At 50.7% G+C, this 19,721-nt stretch carries 15 protein-coding genes and 1 tRNA gene; 11 read left to right on the top strand and 5 right to left on the bottom strand.

Annotated features, from left to right (window positions below; all coding sequences use genetic code 11):
* Positions 1-6: 6 nt before the first annotated feature.
* The gene (gene udk / locus NQ495_RS01275) at positions 7-630 is read left to right on the top strand and encodes a uridine kinase (protein WP_009134798.1); all 624 of its coding nucleotides are present in this window, start codon (positions 7-9) and stop codon (positions 628-630) included.
* 62 nt (positions 631-692) lie between these two features.
* Here the strand turns inward: udk and mutS are convergent, their stop codons facing one another.
* Both mutS and NQ495_RS01265 read right to left on the bottom strand, forming a co-directional pair.
* A complete protein-coding gene (gene mutS / locus NQ495_RS01270) occupies positions 693-3,347 on the bottom strand; it encodes a DNA mismatch repair protein MutS (RefSeq protein ID WP_009134799.1) in 2,655 nt (884 codons plus the stop codon).
* A 35-nt stretch (positions 3,348-3,382) separates the two neighbouring features.
* Positions 3,383-4,804: an ATP-dependent DNA helicase gene (locus NQ495_RS01265; RefSeq protein ID WP_009134800.1), complete on the bottom strand. Its 1,422-nt coding sequence runs from the start codon at positions 4,802-4,804 to the stop codon at positions 3,383-3,385.
* 73 nt (positions 4,805-4,877) lie between these two features.
* On the opposite strand from NQ495_RS01265, the gene NQ495_RS01260 reads away from it, so the two are divergent.
* From NQ495_RS01260 to NQ495_RS01235, 6 genes are all read left to right on the top strand, one after another.
* Complete coding sequence (locus NQ495_RS01260; protein WP_009134801.1) at positions 4,878-5,672, top strand: DUF3822 family protein; 795 nt, start codon at positions 4,878-4,880, stop codon at positions 5,670-5,672.
* The gene (locus NQ495_RS01255; protein WP_009134802.1) at positions 5,659-6,204 is read left to right on the top strand and encodes an RsmD family RNA methyltransferase; all 546 of its coding nucleotides are present in this window, start codon (positions 5,659-5,661) and stop codon (positions 6,202-6,204) included. The genes NQ495_RS01260 and NQ495_RS01255 overlap by 14 nt, the downstream gene beginning before the upstream one ends.
* Positions 6,205-6,312: 108 nt before the next feature.
* Positions 6,313-6,389 (top strand) — tRNA-Asp (locus NQ495_RS01250).
* A gap of 354 nt (positions 6,390-6,743) precedes the next feature.
* Positions 6,744-7,580, top strand: a complete 837-nt coding sequence (locus NQ495_RS01245) for a helix-turn-helix domain-containing protein (RefSeq protein WP_009134803.1) — start codon at positions 6,744-6,746, stop codon at positions 7,578-7,580.
* A 24-nt stretch (positions 7,581-7,604) separates the two neighbouring features.
* Positions 7,605-10,316 carry a PAS domain-containing protein gene (locus tag NQ495_RS01240; RefSeq protein WP_009134804.1) on the top strand — a complete coding sequence of 904 codons (2,712 nt, stop codon included), beginning with the start codon at positions 7,605-7,607 and terminating at the stop codon, positions 10,314-10,316.
* Between the two features lie 320 nt (positions 10,317-10,636).
* Positions 10,637-11,020 carry a hypothetical protein gene (locus NQ495_RS01235; protein WP_009134805.1) on the top strand — a complete coding sequence of 128 codons (384 nt, stop codon included), beginning with the start codon at positions 10,637-10,639 and terminating at the stop codon, positions 11,018-11,020.
* A gap of 222 nt (positions 11,021-11,242) precedes the next feature.
* Here NQ495_RS01235 and NQ495_RS01230 read toward each other — a convergent pair whose 3' ends face one another.
* A complete protein-coding gene (locus tag NQ495_RS01230; protein WP_009134806.1) occupies positions 11,243-13,681 on the bottom strand; it encodes a TonB-dependent receptor in 2,439 nt (812 codons plus the stop codon).
* Between the two features lie 170 nt (positions 13,682-13,851).
* Between NQ495_RS01230 and feoB the strand changes: the two genes are divergently transcribed.
* Complete coding sequence (gene feoB, locus NQ495_RS01225) at positions 13,852-16,377, top strand: ferrous iron transport protein B (RefSeq protein ID WP_009134807.1); 2,526 nt, start codon at positions 13,852-13,854, stop codon at positions 16,375-16,377.
* Between the two features lie 242 nt (positions 16,378-16,619).
* Here feoB and NQ495_RS01220 read toward each other — a convergent pair whose 3' ends face one another.
* The gene (locus NQ495_RS01220; protein ID WP_040294608.1) at positions 16,620-16,871 is read right to left on the bottom strand and encodes a TIGR03905 family TSCPD domain-containing protein; all 252 of its coding nucleotides are present in this window, start codon (positions 16,869-16,871) and stop codon (positions 16,620-16,622) included.
* 150 nt (positions 16,872-17,021) lie between these two features.
* On the opposite strand from NQ495_RS01220, the gene NQ495_RS01215 reads away from it, so the two are divergent.
* On the top strand, positions 17,022-18,128 hold the full coding sequence (locus NQ495_RS01215) for a uroporphyrinogen decarboxylase family protein (RefSeq protein ID WP_197971143.1): 1,107 nt from the start codon (positions 17,022-17,024) through the stop codon (positions 18,126-18,128).
* Positions 18,129-18,371: 243 nt separating this feature from the next.
* Positions 18,372-18,518: a hypothetical protein gene (locus tag NQ495_RS01210; protein WP_153811652.1), complete on the top strand. Its 147-nt coding sequence runs from the start codon at positions 18,372-18,374 to the stop codon at positions 18,516-18,518.
* Between the two features lie 86 nt (positions 18,519-18,604).
* Here the strand turns inward: NQ495_RS01210 and NQ495_RS01205 are convergent, their stop codons facing one another.
* Positions 18,605-19,135: a DJ-1/PfpI family protein gene (locus NQ495_RS01205; RefSeq protein WP_009134811.1), complete on the bottom strand. Its 531-nt coding sequence runs from the start codon at positions 19,133-19,135 to the stop codon at positions 18,605-18,607.
* A gap of 164 nt (positions 19,136-19,299) precedes the next feature.
* On the opposite strand from NQ495_RS01205, the gene NQ495_RS01200 reads away from it, so the two are divergent.
* Positions 19,300-19,653 (top strand): winged helix-turn-helix transcriptional regulator, encoded by a 354-nt coding sequence (locus NQ495_RS01200; RefSeq protein WP_009134812.1) that lies wholly within the window; start codon positions 19,300-19,302, stop codon positions 19,651-19,653.
* The last annotated feature ends 68 nt before the right edge of the window (positions 19,654-19,721 follow it).

Genomic DNA, 19,721 nt, shown 5'->3' with positions numbered 1-19,721 from the left:
CCGACGATGGGGGAGCGAACGATCGTCATCGGCGTGGCCGGCGGTACCGGCTCGGGCAAAAGCACACTCGTACGCAAATTGCAAGAGGCTTTTTCCGATGCGGTGACCACCCTGTCGCACGATTACTATTACCGCGCCTACCCGGATCTCACTTATAAAGAACGCACGAAGCTCAACTACGATCATCCGCATTCTTTCGAGACGGACTTGATGATCGAGCAGATCAGAATGTTGCGGGAGGGATACCGGTCGAACCGTCCGGTTTATTCCTTCGTCGAGCACAATCGCCTGCCGGAAACGGTCAGGGTCATTCCATCCAAAGTGCTGATCGTCGAAGGCATTCTGATCTTCGAATGCGAAGAGTTACGGAAACTGATGGATATTAAAGTTTTCGTTGACACGGACGCAGATATCCGCTTAGCAAGAAGAATTTTACGAGATGTACAAAATCGTGGCCGAAGTATGAAATCGGTGATCCGTCAATACCTCGAAACGGTCAAACCGATGCACGACGAGTTCGTCGAACCGTCCAAACGCCATGCAGACGTAATCATCCCCGAAGGAGGCTTCAATTCGGTAGCGGTACAGATGCTGATCGAAAATATCAAATCGCTGACACGGAATAATTGAGTCTATCAATCAGATCCGGACAAAAATCGACCGGCGCAAGTATAATTACGATAACGGGACCTTTACAGTCCCGTTATCTTTTTTATCTCATTGAGCTTATTCAACGCCTCGAGCGGCGTAAGAGCATTGATGTCCAACCCCTTGATTTCATCACGGATTTGCTTGAGCACAGGATCGTCCAACTGAAACATGCTGAGTTGCATTCCGCCGCCGCCATACTGCGCCACGGTAGGTACTTTGCGGGTAGTATCGCGCATACTGCCGCGGTGTGCCGACTCCATATCCGCCAGAATGCGTTCGGCACGGTCGGTGATTTGGCCCGGCATACCGGCCATCTTCGCTACATGGATACCAAACGAGTGCTCCGTTCCGCCACGAACTAACTTGCGCAGAAAGATAACTTTACGATTAATCTCCTTGACCGATACATTAAAGTTTTTCACGCGCTCGTAAAGTTCTTCCATCTCATTCAATTCATGGTAATGAGTGGCAAAAAGCGTTTTCGCCCGGGCCGACGGATGTTGGTGGATGTATTCCACCATTGCCCATGCGATTGAAATACCGTCGTATGTGCTGGTTCCCCGGCCGATTTCATCGAGCAGCACCAGGCTGCGGTTCGAAATATTGTTCAGGATACTGGCCGATTCGAGCATCTCGACCATAAAGGTCGATTCTCCCTGCGAAATATTATCCGAGGCTCCCACGCGCGTAAAAATCTTATCCACTACGCCGATTTTAGCCTCTTTAGCCGGCACGAAACAACCCATCTGGGCCATCAGCACGATCAGCGCCGTCTGGCGCAGAATGGCCGACTTACCTGACATATTGGGCCCGGTGATAATCATGACCTGCTGTGAAGAATCGTCCAGATAGACGTCGTTGGGAATATACTCCTCACCGACCCTCATCAGCGTCTCGATGACTGGGTGACGCCCGTCCTTGATATCGATCACCTGCGAATCGTTCACTTCGGGCCGGCAATAACGACGCTCTACCGACTGGATGGCAAAAGCGAGCAGGCAATCGAGCCGCGCCACCAGTGACGCGTCTTTCTGAATAGGGGAGACGAAGCGTGTCAGTTCGGCCAGCAACGCAGCGTACATCTCCTGTTCAATCGCAAGAATCTTGCTTTCCGCACCGAGAATCTTCTCCTCATACTCTTTCAGTTCGGCGGTAATATACCGTTCGGCACCGGTAAGCGTCTGCTTGCGAATCCAATCGGCAGGCACTTTGTCCTTATGCGTATTGCGCACCTCGATGTAATAACCGAACACATTATTAAAAGCCACCTTCAGCGACGGGATGCCGGTCGTTTCGCTCTCGCGCTGCTGGATACTGGCAAGAATATCCTTCGCATTCGACGAGATATTCCGCAGATCGTCCAGTTCGAGATTCACGCCCGATGCAATTACCCCGCCTTTCTGGATTTGGTTCGCCGGATCAGAATAGATTTCACGCTCGATTTTATCTCGCACCTCCAGGCATAAATCCAATTGTTCTCCCAGTGCTCCCAATGCCGGATGTCCCGCCTCGCGCATCGTGTTTTGCAATTTTTCAACCGCATAGAGTGCATTTTTCAACTGCACCACCTCGCGCGGTGAAACGCGTCCGACAGCCACACGGGAGATGATCCGCTCCAAATCGCCGATCAGCGCCACCGACTCATAAAGAGCCTCGCGCAGTTCCGGCCGTTCCACGAACAACCCGACCAGATCGAGCCTCGCATTGATCTCTTCTATACTCTTCAACGGCAGTGAAATCCACCGCCGCAACATGCGGCCGCCCATCGGGGAGGCCGTCCTGTCGAGCACTTCGGAGAGCGAACAGCCTTCCTGTCCGCTGTTCGAAGCGAACAATTCGAGGTTGCGGATCGAAAATTTGTCGATCCAGACAAATTTATCTTCATCGATACGCGAGATCGATGCGATATGCTTGGTCTGACGGTGTTCGGTAAATTCAAGGTAATAGAGCACCGCACCGGCCGCAACGACTGCACCGGGCAGTGTGTCGATACCGTATCCCTTGAGCGATGAGACCTGAAACTGGTTCTGCAATTTTTCGCGGGCTCCGTCCTCTGAAAACATCCAGTCGTCCACCCGGTACGTGTAATACTTACTTCCGAATGCCTCGGTGAACTCTTGCTCGTAACCTTTGGAATAGATGACCTCTTTGGGTGAGAGGTTCGACAGCAGCTTATCCACATAACCGTTAGTCCCTTCGGCCGCATAGAACTCGCCGGTCGACGCATCGAGGAATGCCACGCCCGTGGCTTTCTTCCCGAAATACACCGCCGCCAAGAACGTATTTTCCTTATTCGCCAAAATATTGTCGCTGTATGAAATCCCCGGCGTGACCAGTTCGATCACGCCGCGCTTGACAATCTTTTTAGTCGTCTTGGGGTCTTCGAGCTGCTCGCACACGGCCACCCGCTCACCGGCCCGCACCAGTTTCGGCAGGTAGGTATCTATCGCATGGTAGGGAAATCCGGCCAACTCGACGTACGAAGCGGCCCCATTGGCCCGCCGGGTAAGAGTAATACCCAAGATTTTTGCCGTTTTAATCGCATCCTCGCCGAAAGTTTCGTAGAAATCGCCCACGCGGAAAAGCAGGATCGCGTCGCCGTGCACGGCCTTGACGCTGTAATATTGCTTCATCAGCGGGGTTTCGACGTATTTTTGTTTCGCAGCGGGAGCGGGGGAGGTATCTGTCTGTTTCATATTATTTTTACGGAAAGAAAGCTTGTCAAAGGTACTTATTTTCCGTCAAAAAACCGCTCGTCGAAATTGATAAAATAGAGCTTTTCGGTCGCCCGCGTAATCGCCGTATAGAGCCATTGCATCAGCTCTCGCGTCATCACCTCCTCGCCGAAAAGCATTTTATCCACGAAAACACACTTCCACTGGCCGCCCTGTGCCTTATGGCAGGTCACGGCATACGCGAACTTGACCTGCATCGCATTGAAATAGGGATTTTCACGGACCTCCTTGTAGCGTTTAGCTTTCGATGTTATGTCCGCATAGTCCTCGGCCACGCCCTGGAACAACTGGCTGCCCTGTTCACGCGTCAGCGACGGGGAATCGCTCGAGAGGGTGTCGAGCAGGATTTTACAATCCAACTCCAACGAATCGTAATCGGGGAACGTGAGCTGCGCGTCGGCAAACCGGAACCCGTAAAAATCCTCGAACCTGCGGATGCGGGAGAGCAATACCGTATCGCCGTTGGCAATAAAATCGACGCTGCAATCCTGCTCCCGCTCGGTATAATGATAATTATTCTTGACGACCATCAGCATATCGCCCGATCCGATCTCCTCCTCAGCGAAGAGCACATTGCGCCGGACGCCCTCGTTGAACCGGTTCGCCCGTTTGTTCGAACGCGTGATAATCAGCGTCTCTTCCATACCGTATTTACAATAGGCATCCTGAATGCGCTCCAGTATCTCGCCGCCGTCGACCTGTTCGACATCCCCGAACGACAAATCGAACATCGGGATATCGATAATCCCGGCCGAAAGCATGCAGCGCACCAGTGTCGCGTTGAACAGGATGCCCGAAGTATCCTGTTGGCGCATCACCTCCTCGAGCTGCACATAGGTCACGTCGCCGTACCCGCGCATCTTTTCGGGATCGAGCGCAGGACTGCACTCCATACCCACCGGCGGCAACTGGGCACTGTCCCCTACGACAATCAGCCGACAACGGCTTCCCTGACGCACGTAACGAACCAGGTCGTCGAGCAAATTTCCCGACCCGAATGCAGACGGATCGAACGAGTAGTTGGCCAGCATGGATGCCTCATCGACGACAAACACCGCATCTTTTTCGCGGTTGTAATCGAGTGAAAACTGGGCATCGGCCGATGCGAGCGATTTCTGGCGATAAATCTTCTTATGGATGGTAAAGGCTTTTTGCCCTGCATACCGGCTGACCACCTTGGCGGCCCGGCCGGTAGGAGCGAGCAATACCGTCTTGATTTTCATACCGGAAAGCGTCCGTACCAATGCCGAAATCAGGGTGGTTTTACCCGTTCCGGCATATCCGTTCAGGATAAAAATCTTACTGTAATCAGGATCGGTCATGAACCCCGAGAGGGCTTCGACCACATTTTTTTGGTCCGAAGTTGGCTCGAAGGCAAAATTTCGATAAATTTGAGACGCTATATGTTCCGAAAGCATAGTTTCTACCGGCAAAAATAACCTTGATATTTGTGTCACAAACTTACAAAATCAAGGCGAAAAATCACGACGAATGTCCTTCGAAGCACAAAATATTACACCCGAGCAGGCTACGGTCCGTTCGCTCGCCCTGCAAATTTCCGGGCAAGACTTGCAGTTCTGCATCCTTACAGACAAGGGGCCGATCCGATCCGCCAGGTACGGGCTCGATTCGAACCTGCCGTTGTCGGCAACAGTCAGCCAACTGATCCGGGACGAAGAGGTACTACGACTACCCTATAAAAAAATATGCCTCATCCCTGTTACCGAAAAGGTTTGCCTCGTCCCCGCTGAATTGACAACGCCTGAAGGCGGACAGGCCTACATGCAGGCGCATGGTATTCCCGTCGGACAGGACGACCAGATCATCCGCACCGATCCGGTACAGGGAATCGCCGCCTACATCGTCCTGCCGCAACCGGTATGGCAGGAACTCCAAGCCTTGTACGGCCAACGGATGCAGGTACTCCATCCGTTACAGATCGCAGCGCGCAAAACGCACCAGGGACCGACCGTCGAAATCAATTTTGCAGGAGACTGGGCCAATATCACCGTTAAAGACGTACGGCTGCAATACTGCGAAGTTCTCCCGTGCACCGAAGCAGCCGAATTGCTCTTTTACCTGCAGCAATTGAACAAGCAATACGACCTGCAGGATTACGACCTGCTGATTACGGGCGAGGGAATCGAACAAATCCGCAAAATACTGAAGGGATACTACCGCAAAACCCTCGTCGACAAAGAGCTGCGTTCTAGCCTTCCCAAAGCTTTGCGCAACGAGGAAATAAACCACAACAATTTAATATACTGTTTCGATGCGGATCGTTAGCGGACGTTACAGGGGCCGGATCATCCAGCCGCCGAAGAATCTGCGCGCCCGTCCCACGACGGACTTCGCGAAGGAAAACCTGTTCAACGTAATTACCAGCCATTGGGAGATCGAAGGGGTAGATGTCCTCGACCTTTTCTCGGGAACGGGGTCCATCAGTTACGAATTCGCATCGCGCGGGGCAGGGAGCATCGTTTCGGTCGAAATTAACGCGATACATTATAACTACATCCGCAGTACGGCCAAAACCTTCGGGTTTTCCGAGATTTATGCGGTAAAGGCGAACGCCTTTCTCTACCTGAAAAGCTGTACCAAACAGTTCAATATCATCTTCGCCGATCCTCCTTATGACATCGAGGGAAGTGAAACGATCCCCGAACTCGTTTGGCAGAAAGGGCTGCTTAAACCGGGCGGGTGGTTGATCTTCGAGCACTCCAAAAATATGGATGTAAGCAAATTACCCGGATTTAAAGAGAAACGTTGTTACGGAAGTGTCAACTTCTCGGTTTTTGAGCGCCCGGAAGAACCGTAGGCCGCATACAGAAAAAGTTTACGAGATTTTGCTCAAAATTTTGGAGAATAAAAAAAATAGCTTACATTTGCACTGCAATTGAGAAACACGGTTGCACGGTACACAAACGGTGTGGTAGTTCAGCTGGTTAGAATGCCTGCCTGTCACGCAGGAGGTCGCGGGTTCGAGTCCCGTCCATACCGCCACAGATCCTAGTAAAAGTCCCCGCTAAGCGGGGACTTTTTTCACGTCCGTATTTTACCCCTCCGGTCTTCAATCGTAAAAATTCCGTCACGGGCGGCGGCGAAACTTTCCACCTACACCATATTCCTCATCGGAACACCGTCCGATCGACGAGAATCCGCCAGCCGGAACAATCGCCGGATGTTTGCTTTCACCCTGACGAAAATCGGAAACACCGGCTCTTATACAAATCCTGCAACGACCGGAAATATTCAATCTGGTGCTCAAACTTGCCAATCACATTCCATATCGTATCCAAGTTATTTATTAAAAACGAATCCCGTATCTTTATATCTGTTAAAGTGAGATCATTTTAAATGAGTGATAATTTTTTTGTATACACCGATATATCCTGCTTGCCGCTTACTGAACACGCGACCTATTTGGGTGAGGGGTTTGGCGGATTATGTACCGGAGGCACCGCTGTCATAGATTTGTTTTCCATGCGGCGGCAAATATCAAAAAATGACCTTGTTACCATTCTACCCTTCCAGCTGGGTTCCATCCATAAGGTCAGCGATGACTTTTCCATGATTTTTTTCAAAGTCGATAAGGTAATGTTCATGGATATTATGAGCAGCCTGGGACGCATAACCCCCGATTTCTTCTTTCACATGAGAAAGAACTTCCAGGTCCCAATATCGGTTAATGAAGCCAAAAGATTCCTCGGTTTTTGCCGTGCAATAGACTTCCGGACAAACAACGACGATCCTGCATTTCGTCGTGAGACCATCCTGCACTTACTGCGGATCTATTACTGGGATTTTTATGTGCATTTCCAAAAGAAAACGCGTAAAAGAAATACCCCCCTGCTGAATTCAAACAAAGAGAGCATCGCGATGAAATTCGCCATGTTGGTTTTTGAAAACCGCGAAACTCACCGGGAAGTCGCATATTACGCCGATCAACTATGCATATCCCCCCTGTATCTTACCAAAATCATACAGGAAGTAAACGGTCGATCCGCCCGGGATATGATTGCGGATTACACCATTATTGGAATAAAAACACTCCTGAGAAACGCAGACATAACGATAAAAGACGTTGTCAGACACAGCGGATTCTCCTCACAGTCTTCGTTCAGCCGCTTTTTCCGCAAACACACGGGCATGTCCCCGTCGGAGTACCGGCGCACGATCCATATCCTCAAGTGAACGACTAAATATTTAGATACTAAAATGAAACGCCAAGAAATTACGTCTCCGCAAAACAGTTGCATCCGGTTTGAAAAGGAGATGTCCGAATTGCTGTCGGATCAAATTCTGTTCATGGAGAGCGTTTTCGCCCGACTGCCGATGGGCATCGAAATTTATGATACGAAAGGTATCTTGCGCGATCTGAATGCGCGTGCAGAACAAACATACGGAGTCAAAAAACGCGATGTAATAAACAAAATCAACCTGTTCGACAGCCCCTATGTCGACAAAGACCTGAAAGCTAAAATACAGTCCGGCGAAGAGATCATTCTGGAATTCGAGTACGACTTCGAAAGAATAAACAGGGAGTATTATTCCACCCCGAACAAAAATACAATTATTTATGAAGCACAAGTAGTTCCTATCTTGAATAAAAACGGCACGATCGTCGGCCATATACTGCTTACCAATGACGTAACCGCCACCAAAGAAGCGGAGTACCGTACCGAGGAGAGCAAAAAGAACCTGGAAATGGCCATGAAAGCCGCCAGTATGTCATCCTGGGTGTACGATGTACACAAACAGGCATTTGAAACGTCGCACGGGCAACCCATAGTCTGCGACGGCATGACTGTGACGCAACTGCAACAGATCCTGCATCCGCAGGATAGCGCTTTGCTAGCCGACCTGTTTTCCCAACTGCAAAATAAAAAAATCACGCAGGGACAGATTACCGTACGGGTTTTCAACGAACAGGAAAATCAGTATCGATACTACGAAAGCAGAATGCGGCTTTCCACCGAGCATCGCGGAAAAGTACAAATCGTAGGCACCCAACTGGATGTGACCGAAAAGATGCAAATGGCTAAAAAAACGCAGGACCTGATCGCTAAACGGGAACTGGCCATGCGAGTCAGCGATATCGTCCATTGGGATTTCGACGTACGGACTCAAAAATTCGAATCTTATAACGATCCGGTAAACAACTATACCTCGGACCAACTGGTATCGATAACAGAATACCTGGAAGTCATCCATCCCGAAGACCGGTCTTCCGTAAACGACGCCATCCAATCCATGTTATCGGGAAACAAAATCAATATCAACTTCACCTGCCGTATACAAACGAGGTATGACGACACCTGGCAATATTGCTCGGTTACAGGCGTCCCTTTCGAATATAACGAAAACGGCGAAGTGATACGGTTCACCGGATTTAAGCAGAATATATCCAACCTTCATCAGTTGAACGAAGAGCTCAAAGAGCGGAACTATAAAATGGAACTGACATTCAAAACAGTCGGAATGTCCTATTGGGATTTCGATGTAGCAACCGGTCAGTACCGTTCGTTTAACGATCCGGTCAACGATTACGATCCCGACAAACCTATTGCCCCGGAAGACTACCTGAATGTCGCACATCCCGACGATACGAACCGCGTCCGCGAGAATATCGACGACATGCTCCAGGGGAGATGCAAAGAGTTTACTTTGCAATATCGTTCCAGGACCAAATGGGATCAGGAGTGGCAAACCCTGATTATTACCGGCATTCCTTCCGAGAGAGATAAAAAGGGACGGATTATCCGCTACACGGGCATTGCTTTCAACAATACGAAATGGGATAAAATGGCCCAGGAGTTAAAGGAGATGAAAGAAAGAGCCGAACTTTCCGACCGGCTTAAATCCGCTTTTCTGGCTAACATGAGCCACGAAATACGCACACCGCTGAATTCGATTGTCGGATTCTCCGAATTACTGGTAGATTGCGATGACCCGGCGGAAAAAGCGGAATACTGGAAGATTATCGAGACCAACAACGACCTGCTGCTTCGGTTGATCAACGACATTCTCGACCTGTCGAAGATCGAATCGGGTATCATCGAACGAAAACCGGAAAAATTCAATCTGGCGCAGATATGCAACGAAGTATACACGATGGTGCAACCGAAAGTAACGAATCCGGAGGTAAAATTTTTTATGGACAACTCCCGCCCCGATTGTTGGGTTTTCCTGGACAGCAACCGGCTCAAACAGGTTTGGATGAACTTTTTGACCAACGCAGTGAAATGTACACAATCGGGATATGTAAAAATGGGATACACGGTCGAAAGGGAAGGAATCCGCATTTATGTCGAAGATACGGGAACCGGCATTCCAAAAGAATTGCAGAACCAGGTATTCGGCCGGTTCCAGAAACTCAACGATTTTGCACAGGGAACAGGACTCGGACTGGCGATCTCAAAGGCTATTACCGAAGCTGCCGGAGGCGAGATCGGATTCACGTCTGAACCGGGTGTCGGATCGTTGTTCTGGGCATACATACCTTGTAAAATAGACATCGGGAGCTATGCCGATTACTCCGACCCGGCACAATCACCGGTATTGAAAGGAACCGAAGGGAAAAAGATGAAAATCCTGGTTGCCGAAGACAATGACAGCAACTATTCCCTAGTACAGCATATCCTTAAGGATTACAACCTCATCCGCGCAGAAAATGGTGTGGAAGCCATTGAAAAAATCCGCAACGGACAGTTCCACCTCGTTCTCATGGATATGAAAATGCCTGTTATGGGCGGTTTGGAAGCCACCCGGAAAATCAGGGACTTCGACACCAAAATCCCGATTATTGCACTTACGGCCAATGCGTTCGACTCCGACCGCACATGTGCTATCGAAGCCGGATGCAACGCATTTTTAGCCAAACCCGTAAAAAAACGCCAACTGCTTGACTTAGTCACTGCACAATGGTAGACACATCTCTATTGTAATCCCCTGCGTCGGCAGGATGATTCCGCCGACATCGTGCACAATGTGCTGCATTTTATAGTGCCCGGTTATCGGGATCGGGTACTATCAAAACGGGTATTATCAAAATCCGCAGCCAGCCCTCGGTTTCCATCCACACTCCGGCTGCTCTGCCTGTTTGCGCGGATAAAGCAAAAAGAGCATACAAATTCAGCCTTTTCCTGTCATCTTCACGCCGTTTTCACTATTTATACAATAAATTATTGTTATTATATTGTAATACCATTTATTCCAAACCTATTTCATTACTTAAACCTAATTTTATCATGAAGAAATTATTTCTTTTAGTGGCCCTCACCGGTGCGGCTGTGGCAGCTTATTGCGTAACGCCTGCAAATGCATCAACGACAGAAGCACTGCAAGCCAAGGCTGACGTGTACAAAATGAGTTCAAATCTGGTTATTTTGCCGGAATACGGTGCTTCCGAAACGGTCTACATTTTAAAGAACGGATGGGAAGTAAGCCGCGACACCGATTGGTCGCTCGATGCCCAACCATTCAATTTCGACGTGCAGCCATCCGGAACCGGATCGGCCATCACATTGACCAATATGGCCGACAATCCCGATAACTGCTGGGGATATATCGACGTATACATCAACTCAGGCACTATTTATGTCGGGCGGGTGTATGTGAACAAGATTTATTAATAAGACACCACATTATTACACACTAATGAGAGGCCCCAGTACCTCTCATTTTTTATTTATTCCCGTCCGTGTGCAACCGTAAACCGGCCATCGGCAGACGGGGCTAAAATCAAGTGAACTTATCCCCGCAGCTCATACTGAAACTCCTGCAATGGCTGTACTCAAAAACTCGCACAGACGATCTCGCCGCAAACACTCCCGGAATCGGAATGCATATCGGGCCTACATCTCTATGGTAATGCCGAGCGTCGGCAGGATCGTTCCGCCAATATCGTGCGCAATGTGCTGCATTTTATAGTACCCCGGCTTATTGGGATCGGGCACATACTGGCCGTCGGCGCCGATTTCAGGCATCAGAATCTCCTGTCCGGCCGCTTTGTAATTGTACAGATTTTGGATATCGAGATAGAAACCGAGCCGCCATTTATTGAAATACCACACTTTATCGATCCGAAGATCGAGCTGGTGATAAACGGGCATCTTCATGCCGTTGTAGCGCGTATTGTCGGGATAGGGACGCCGGCGGGCATCCCAGGCCGACGTAAACGACGAAAGGGTTTCGTCGTAAGGGGTATAAGGCACGCCGCCGGAAAGATACCACTTGGCGCCGACCGTCCAGTTGGCACCGAATTTATGGATCGCCGACACATTGAAAATATGTCCCACATTCCAGCTCGACGAAAGATAATGCGAAGTCGGACGCAACTCCCCGTCCATCTTATTGACCTGTGAAACAAAGAACGTATAAGCCAGATTCACTACTGTATTATACAGGTTCAGGTTGCGATAGGAAAATTCCCCGCCGTAAGCGCGTCCCTTGCCGACCGATTTGGCCGGGACATCCCCGACGATATAGTCGGCAAAATCGCCGGTAGAGACAGGCAGTGAATCGAGCAGCGACACCGGCAGCCGGGAATACTGCTTGTAAAAGCCCTCCAACTTGAAATCGGACTGTGGGGTAGGCGAGAAGTTGACCCCGGCGATATACTGGTTTACCGCCATGTAACGCAATCCTTCCTTCTGATTATAACCGGGAATCAAATTGCCGTTGTATCCCATCGTCGTGTACGACGGTTCCTGATGATAACGGGCCACCGAAGCGCTCAGCCTCCATTTGCGGAAAAGTTTATAAGAGAGGCTCACACGCGGGGAGAGCTGCCTGAAAGGGTTCGAAGTCAGATCGGAATAGGTCATTCCGTCCGCACGCAGGCCCGCCAGGACGGATAACCGTTCCCGGAAAAAATCACGACTTAGCGTAGCAAAAAATTCATACCGCCCGACCGTGAAACGGCTTGACGAACGATCCTCCTGCGAACCTTCTGCCGTATACACCTGCCGAAAGGTTTCATTCCGGTACGATCCTGTACCGCCTCCAACCCCGGCTTGCAGTCGGAAACCGTTCAAATCCCACAGACTCACAGCCGCCCGGACCCGGTAATTTCCTTCCCGGCTGTCGATATCGAGCGTTTTAGGCAAAGCTTCGTCATTATTCTCATACTTGCAAAGTTGATTTTTGAGGTAATCGCGGCTGGCCGTAACTTGCAGACGCCCCCCCGTAAACGAATGCAGATAACCCGCTCCGAAAACATAACTGATCTGGTTATTTTCGGGCAGATACCCCAGGATATATTTCCGGTCCTCCTCGGGATCCTTCATCGACAGGTTCAACCGGTTTTTGTCAAATGATCCCAATCCGATGACATACAACTCATCCCGGTCGGACAGCTTCGAATTTACTTTAAACTGATAATCGTTGTAAGTCGGCAGAAACGGCAGTTTCAACACTTTGAAGAGCATTTGAAGATAGCTGCGCCGAAACGACCCGGTCAGGGTGGTTTTACCATTGGACGATATGGGAGTATCGACATTCAGTCCCACATCCGAAGCACCCAGGATCAGTTTGCCGTGAAACCGGTCGGGATTACCCGACCGCATCTGCATATCCATCACCGAACTGAGCCCGTTCGAAAACTGGGCCGGGAAAGCCCCCGTATAAAAGTTGACGGATTTGAGCAACTCTGGATTGACCAGCGATGCATTGCCGCCCGAACCGCCCTGCACGGCAAAGTGGTTCAAGACCGGTATCTCGATCCCGTCGAGGTAATAACGGTTTTCATTGGCGCCACCGCCGCGTACCAGAACATCGTTACGGTTGGCCGTCGGCACCGACAGCACGCCCGGGGCAGATTGCACCACTTTGGAGATATCGCGGTTCGCACCGGGAGTCAGGTCGATCTCCTCGGTCCCGATGCGGCGCATGGAAACGGGCGACTCGGTCGTGGGCCGGAACGGCGACGCACTGACGACCACCTCGCCGACGGTCACCATCCGCTTTTCCAGCTCCACATTCACCAATGTCGGCGCGGAAGTCGTCACCAAGAACGACTCTGTCAGGACTCCGGAATAGCCTTCGGCATCCACGTACAGCGTATTGTATCCCGTCGGAACCCCTTTGATTTCATAACGACCGTCCGTGCCGGTCTGCTGCCGCAACGTATCGTTCACAACCAGCACCAACGCTCCCGTCAGGGGCAGTCCGCTGTTCTTATCCTTCACCTCGCCCCGGACGATCCCCGAGGAAACCGGACGTACCGCCTGCGAATAGCCCGCTATCGGAACCGCCAGCAACAACATCCAGTAATATTTCCACAAACCCATCATAACCGATTTATTTCGCAGCAAAATTAATGTAATAAAGTGATTTTGGCTCTATTCCGCATCCTCTCCTCTCCGAATTATTTTAAAATAGAGGCAATGCATTCCATTTTCGCCGGAACAATGATCCGAAACCTAACAGGATATTTATATCTTTGTACGTTGTTTCGTTGTATATGCAAAACCATCCCACATCAGAAGAAAGTGTTCCGGTCCGGCATCTGCGCCTCTCAGCGTTGAAAACTTCGGAAGTAGGGCTGATCACCAAAGTGTTCGGCCACGGCTCGTTCCGTAACCGGATTACCGAAATGGGCTTCATCCGGGGTAAAATCGTCAAAGTAATCAAGAATGCCCCGTTGCAGGATCCGGTCGAATACGAGATCATGGGTTACCGCATTGCGCTGCGCCACAGCGAAGCGGAACTGATTGAAGTGATGCCGATCTCCGAATTACCGAAACTGAAACTCGAAACGGATAGCCTGGACGACTTCAAGCACCACCGTTCGCATCATCAGCATAATCGCAAACGTCACTCCAAAGTATGGCGGCACCTGTTCGGCCGCAAACCGCCGCACCACCACAGCCACGATGCAAAGAGAGCTGCACATACCTCTCACGAATGGCCGGGCGCAATCCGCAGCGGCAACCAGGTAATCAACGTAGCCCTGGTCGGCAACCCCAACAGCGGCAAAACCTCGCTGTTCAACCTCGCTTCCGGATCGCATGAACGGGTAGGGAACTACAGCGGGGTTACGGTCGATGCCAAAACGGCCCGCTTCCACCAAGGACACTACACATTCAACCTGGTCGACCTGCCCGGCACCTATTCCATCACCGAATATACGCCCGAAGAGTTGTATGTTCGCACCCACATCCTGCGCGAAATGCCGGACGTGGTGATCAACGTCGTCGATGCGACCAACCTGGAACGCAACCTGTTCCTCACCACGCAGCTTATCGACATGGACATCAAGGTGGTCATCGCCCTGAACATGTACGATGAGATGGAACAAACCGGCGCACGGCTCGATTACGAACACCTGGGCCGCATGCTGGGCATTCCGATCGTTCCGACGGTCGCTTCGCAGGGAACCGGCATCCGCCGGCTGTTCGATACCGTAGCCAAAGTATTCGAGGACAAAGAGCCGACCGTACGGCATATCCATATCAATTACGGCACGGACCTCGAAGAAGCGATCGGCATCCTCCAAAATAAAATCTGGGAAAACAGCGACATCGTTGCCCTCTATTCATCTCGTTATCTCGCGATCAAACTGCTCGAAGGCGACCAAAGTTCGTTCAAATTGCTTGAAAAATGTGCGAACTTCAACGACATCACCAAAACGCAAGCGCTGCTGAAACAGAAGCTCGAAAAACGGTTCGGCGAGAATCCCGAGTCGGCGATCGCCGACGCCAAGTACGGCTTCATCGTCGGAGCGTTAGAAGAAACCTACCAGGGCGAGACACACGATAAACATGCGCGGACGGGACGGATCGACCGCATCATGACGGATAAGATCTGGGGACTGCCGGTTTTCCTGCTATTGATGTGGGTGATGTTCCAGGCCACCTTCACGCTCGGGGCCATCCCCGCCGGATGGATCGAGAGCGGCGTGAGCTGGCTGAGTGATACGGTTACGAATTTAATGGCCAAAGGATCGCTGCGCAACCTGATCGTCGACGGCATCATCAGCGGAGTAGGGGGAGTGATCGTCTTTCTGCCCAACATCCTGATCCTGTTCTTCTTCATTTCGCTGATGGAAGATACGGGCTATATGGCACGCGCGGCCTTCATCATGGATAAGCTGATGCATAAGATCGGACTGCACGGCAAGTCGTTCATTCCGCTGCTGATGGGCTTCGGATGCAACGTCCCGGCGATCATGGCCACCCGCACGCTCGAAAGCCGCAAGGACCGCATCCTGACGATGCTGATTATCCCGTTCATGTCCTGTAGCGCACGGCTGCCGGTATACGTCCTGCTGATTTCTGCATTTTTTCCTAAAAATCAAGGGTTGGTACTGTTGTCGGTCTACCTGTTCGGCATCCTGATCGCGATCCTCTCTTCCATCCTGTTCAAGCGGGTCTTTTTCCGCAGGGACGAGGCACCCTTCGTCATGGAATTGCCGCCGTACCGGATTCCGACGACCCGCAGCGTCGTGCGCCACATGTGGAGTAAGGGCGTGCAATACCTGCGCAAGATGGGAACAATTATTCTGGTCGCTTCGGTGATTGTATGGGCACTGAGCCATTACCCGACCGGAGACGGTTCGCTCACGCCGGCCCAACAGCAGGAGCAATCTTATATCGGCCGGATCGGGAAAGCGATCGAACCGGCAATACGACCGTTGGGTTTCGATTGGCAGATCGGCGTCAGCCTGGTCAGCGGACTAGCCGCCAAGGAGATAGTCGTCAGCACGATGGCCGTACTGACCGATGCCGGCGATAATGAGATAACATTGACTGAAAAATTACAGGAACAGGTATACACGCAGGGAGACCGTGCCGGGGAAAAGGTCTACACCCCGTTGGTAGCCTACTCGATGATGATCTTTATCCTGCTCTATTTCCCTTGTATTGCAGCTATTACGGCTATCCGCAAAGAGGCCGGACGGTCATGGGCCGCCTTTACGCTTTTCTACACGACGGGTTTGGCATGGCTTATGTCGTTTATCGTGTATCAGGTCGGAGGTTTGTTCTGACCCGGAAATCAAATAGCCATGCAGGATCTTATCGTATATATTATCGTCGGAGTCTGCGTCATCTGGGCTGCCATCATGATCTACAGGCGATTTAAAGCTACTCCGGACGGCAAATGTTCCGGCTGCCCGCTTTACACGGCTTGCCAGGCGTGTGCCGAAGAGGCGGAGTGCCCCGGATGCAGCGACAAAAGCTTTTCACGCAAGCAGCGGCGAAACCGGACGCACGTTCCGCACAAAAAACATTACTCGCTCAGTTGACGCAACGCCCGGGCCAATTGGTCCGGACACGAGGTTCCTTTCCCTTTGCAGTCGATCCCTTCCAGACGCCTGATCGCCTCTTCTATTTCCATTCCTTCCAGTAAGGCGGCAATTCCCTGGGTATTGCCGTGACATCCTCCGGCAAAAGAGACCTTCCGGATCCTGCTGCCGTCAACATACACTTCAATCCGGCGCGAACATACCCCTTCGGGCGTGTATTCAATAATTTTATCCATAACGTTCGGGGACAATAGTGTCCCAAAGATACCAAAAAGCATACGTCCCGATTGCGGTACAAATAAAAATTTTTATCTTTGTTAACCACAAAGCAGGTATGGCCTGTACCTGCTGCAAGGAACGATCAAATCAAACCTGAAAACATACTAATGATGACTAGCAGAGAAAGAGTTTTAAAAGCGTTCCGCCGCATCGAAGGGCTACCCGACCGTGTACCCGTGGAGTTCGACCTGTGCCGCCAGCACCTGGACTATTTCGGCAAAAAGCTGAACATCCCGGTTCATGTTACGGACAACCTTTATGAAGACGTTACCTACCGAATCAGCGGTAACGAAATCCGCACGGCGATGGGCAGCGATACCGTAATTGTCGGCGCATCGGTTTCGGACGATTTCAAAATCGAGAAACGCGAAGACGGAACCTGGCTCAACGAATACAAGATGCGTATGCAGCAGGGGTCGCTCTACGTCGAAGTGGTGGAATACCCGCTTGCCAATGCCCAGACTGCAGCCGATATCAAAAACTACCAGTTTCCCGACCCCGACGCTCCGGGCCGTTACCGTGACGCGGAAGCCTTGGTAAAAAAATACAAGGACGACTATTTCATCATCGGTGACATCGAGGTGACTCTTTTCTCCCTGGCCCACCAGCTTGCCGGGTTCGAGAAGATCCTGATGAGCATGTTCATGGAAGACGAATACCTCGAACCGCTTTTCGCGGCCTGCGGGGAATTCCAGACGCAGATCGCACTGCGCCTGATCGACGCCGGTGTGGATGCCATCTGGGTGGGTGACGACTTCGGATCGCAGACCAGCACGCTCTTCGCACCGGAAATGTTCCGCAAACTGCTATTGCCGTATTACAAAAAGATGATTGACACGCTGAAGGCCAAAAAACCGGATCTGGTAATGATTCTGCACAGCGACGGCGCCGTAGGCACACTGATGCCGATGATCAAAGAGTGCGGCTTTGACGTGTTCAACCCGGTTCAGCCCGGAGTTCCGTTGCACTCTCCGCAGGAGGTCAAGGATAAATACGGCGATATGTTCGCATTCTGGGGTGCGATCGACCAGCAGTACCTGATGCCGAACGGCACCGATGAAGAACTCGAAGCCGACATCAAGGAACGCATCGAAATCCTTGGCAAAGGCGGCGGGTACATGGTGGCTCCGGCCCACATCATTCAGGCAGACGTAAAGCCCGAGCGCGTCGAGAAGTTCATCGAACTGTGCAAAAAGTACGGCCAGATTTACTAATCTCGGCTTGCATTATTCTACTAAAAGCGGAACCGTAAACGGTTCCGCTTTTAATTTGTATTCATCCGCATCAAAAGAAACACAACCTACGAAGTCTCAATCAATCGTCCCCCACAAGAGCATTCACCGTTGTCCGCCGACTTTCCCATTATGAGATTTCAGACCGGGACAAGTTAGTCGGCCACTTATCCTCAAAGCCTGCAGTCGTATTCACCGGCTGGCTGGGTATACAACTATTCCATCGTGAAAATAACCCTTTCGGACGGCAGCTCACCGGAAGGCATCGGATGCATTCCGGACATTTTGGTCGAAAACGATCGAAATAACTACCTGGAAGATAAAATATTAATCAAGGCGTTGGAGTATCTGAACCAGCGTTATGGTATCTAGGTCAGCCATCCAACACCTTGATTTCAAATAAACCCATCCTTTAACAAACCGCCGTCAGGATAGTCGGAATAATGTGCAAACGGAAATTAGGCTTTCAGCGCTTCGATCAGGTGCGGCATCATCGTCCAAACTGAATTCTCATCCTGTGCCGTATAGAAGTTACCGTCGATCTCCGACTTCTCATCGGTGACGACACCGTTACGAATAGCCGCTTTGGCCAATGGATGCACTGCCAGTTTCCGACCCGCAGTGATACCCACAAAATCGAACATCATGGCACCGGCACAATGGCCGATCATCATTTTTCCCTTTTCCCCGAAAGTTTTAATCACTTCCATCAAATCGACGTTATAAGGCTCCGAAGCATGCTGTTGAAAAACGGGCACAGCATCGCCGCAGGCAAAAACCAGCGCGTCGAACTGATCCTCTTTACCTTTCAGGTTGGCAATCACATCATCGGCCACCAACGTAATACCCGAATTGGTTTTAATCTCTTTTGCCGGAGCCACCGCATAAACCTCGTATCCGATCCCATTTTCAAAAAAAGCCTCCAAATACTGGAACAAACCGAATCCATTAACCGGATTAACGGCTACCGCCGCAACACGTTTTGCCATAATTCAATTTTTTAATGACACAATAGTTATTTTTAGTAAGTTTATTACTTTTGTGATGCGAATATAAAACCAATTGTACAAATAACCAAGAACCAACATCAATGTCAGAGAGTTACATCAAAGTAACCTTTGCTGGCTTTCAAAAAGATAAACCTGCAAGAAGAATGCAAAACTTTCACCATACCAACGATTGTCCGATCCGGGATATCCTCACGCGAATCGGGGAAAAGTGGCCGATGCTCGTACTGGTGACGCTGCACGCCAACGGAACCATGCGTTTCAGCGACATCCAGAAATCCATCGCCGATATTTCACAACGGATGCTGACCGTCACACTGCGCAATCTCGAAACAGACGGACTGGTATCCAGAAAAGTTTATCCGGAAGTGCCCCCACGGGTAGAATATAAGCTGACCGTAACCGGACAAAGCCTGATTCCGCATATCGACGCCCTGGTGGGGTGGGCACTCGAACATATGCCGGACATTCTTTCAAGAAGGAAAAGCAGAACGGCATAAAGTACCCCCACGGAGCCTGTACGCCACATCGACGACAATACGATACACGCCTCGCTGTTCCCGGAACG

This window comes from Alistipes indistinctus YIT 12060 (genome assembly GCF_025144995.1).
Lineage (GTDB): Bacteria > Bacteroidota > Bacteroidia > Bacteroidales > Rikenellaceae > Alistipes_A > Alistipes_A indistinctus.
This window is presented reverse-complemented; position numbering and strand designations above follow the sequence as displayed.

What these genes read in the sequence shown, in the direction of transcription:
- udk (WP_009134798.1), top strand. Translation starts at nt 7, where the DNA reads ATGGGGGAGCGAACGATCGTCATCGGCGTGGCCGGCGGTACCGGCTCG.
- mutS (WP_009134799.1), bottom strand. Translation starts at nt 3,347, where the DNA reads ATGAAACAGACAGATACCTCCCCCGCTCCCGCTGCGAAACAAAAATAC.
- NQ495_RS01265 (WP_009134800.1), bottom strand. Translation starts at nt 4,804, where the DNA reads ATGCTTTCGGAACATATAGCGTCTCAAATTTATCGAAATTTTGCCTTC.
- NQ495_RS01260 (WP_009134801.1), top strand. Translation starts at nt 4,878, where the DNA reads ATGTCCTTCGAAGCACAAAATATTACACCCGAGCAGGCTACGGTCCGT.
- NQ495_RS01255 (WP_009134802.1), top strand. Translation starts at nt 5,659, where the DNA reads ATGCGGATCGTTAGCGGACGTTACAGGGGCCGGATCATCCAGCCGCCG.
- NQ495_RS01245 (WP_009134803.1), top strand. Translation starts at nt 6,744, where the DNA reads ATGAGTGATAATTTTTTTGTATACACCGATATATCCTGCTTGCCGCTT.
- NQ495_RS01240 (WP_009134804.1), top strand. Translation starts at nt 7,605, where the DNA reads ATGAAACGCCAAGAAATTACGTCTCCGCAAAACAGTTGCATCCGGTTT.
- NQ495_RS01235 (WP_009134805.1), top strand. Translation starts at nt 10,637, where the DNA reads ATGAAGAAATTATTTCTTTTAGTGGCCCTCACCGGTGCGGCTGTGGCA.
- NQ495_RS01230 (WP_009134806.1), bottom strand. Translation starts at nt 13,681, where the DNA reads ATGATGGGTTTGTGGAAATATTACTGGATGTTGTTGCTGGCGGTTCCG.
- feoB (WP_009134807.1), top strand. Translation starts at nt 13,852, where the DNA reads ATGCAAAACCATCCCACATCAGAAGAAAGTGTTCCGGTCCGGCATCTG.
- NQ495_RS01220 (WP_040294608.1), bottom strand. Translation starts at nt 16,871, where the DNA reads ATGGATAAAATTATTGAATACACGCCCGAAGGGGTATGTTCGCGCCGG.
- NQ495_RS01215 (WP_197971143.1), top strand. Translation starts at nt 17,022, where the DNA reads ATGATGACTAGCAGAGAAAGAGTTTTAAAAGCGTTCCGCCGCATCGAA.
- NQ495_RS01205 (WP_009134811.1), bottom strand. Translation starts at nt 19,135, where the DNA reads ATGGCAAAACGTGTTGCGGCGGTAGCCGTTAATCCGGTTAATGGATTC.
- NQ495_RS01200 (WP_009134812.1), top strand. Translation starts at nt 19,300, where the DNA reads ATGCAAAACTTTCACCATACCAACGATTGTCCGATCCGGGATATCCTC.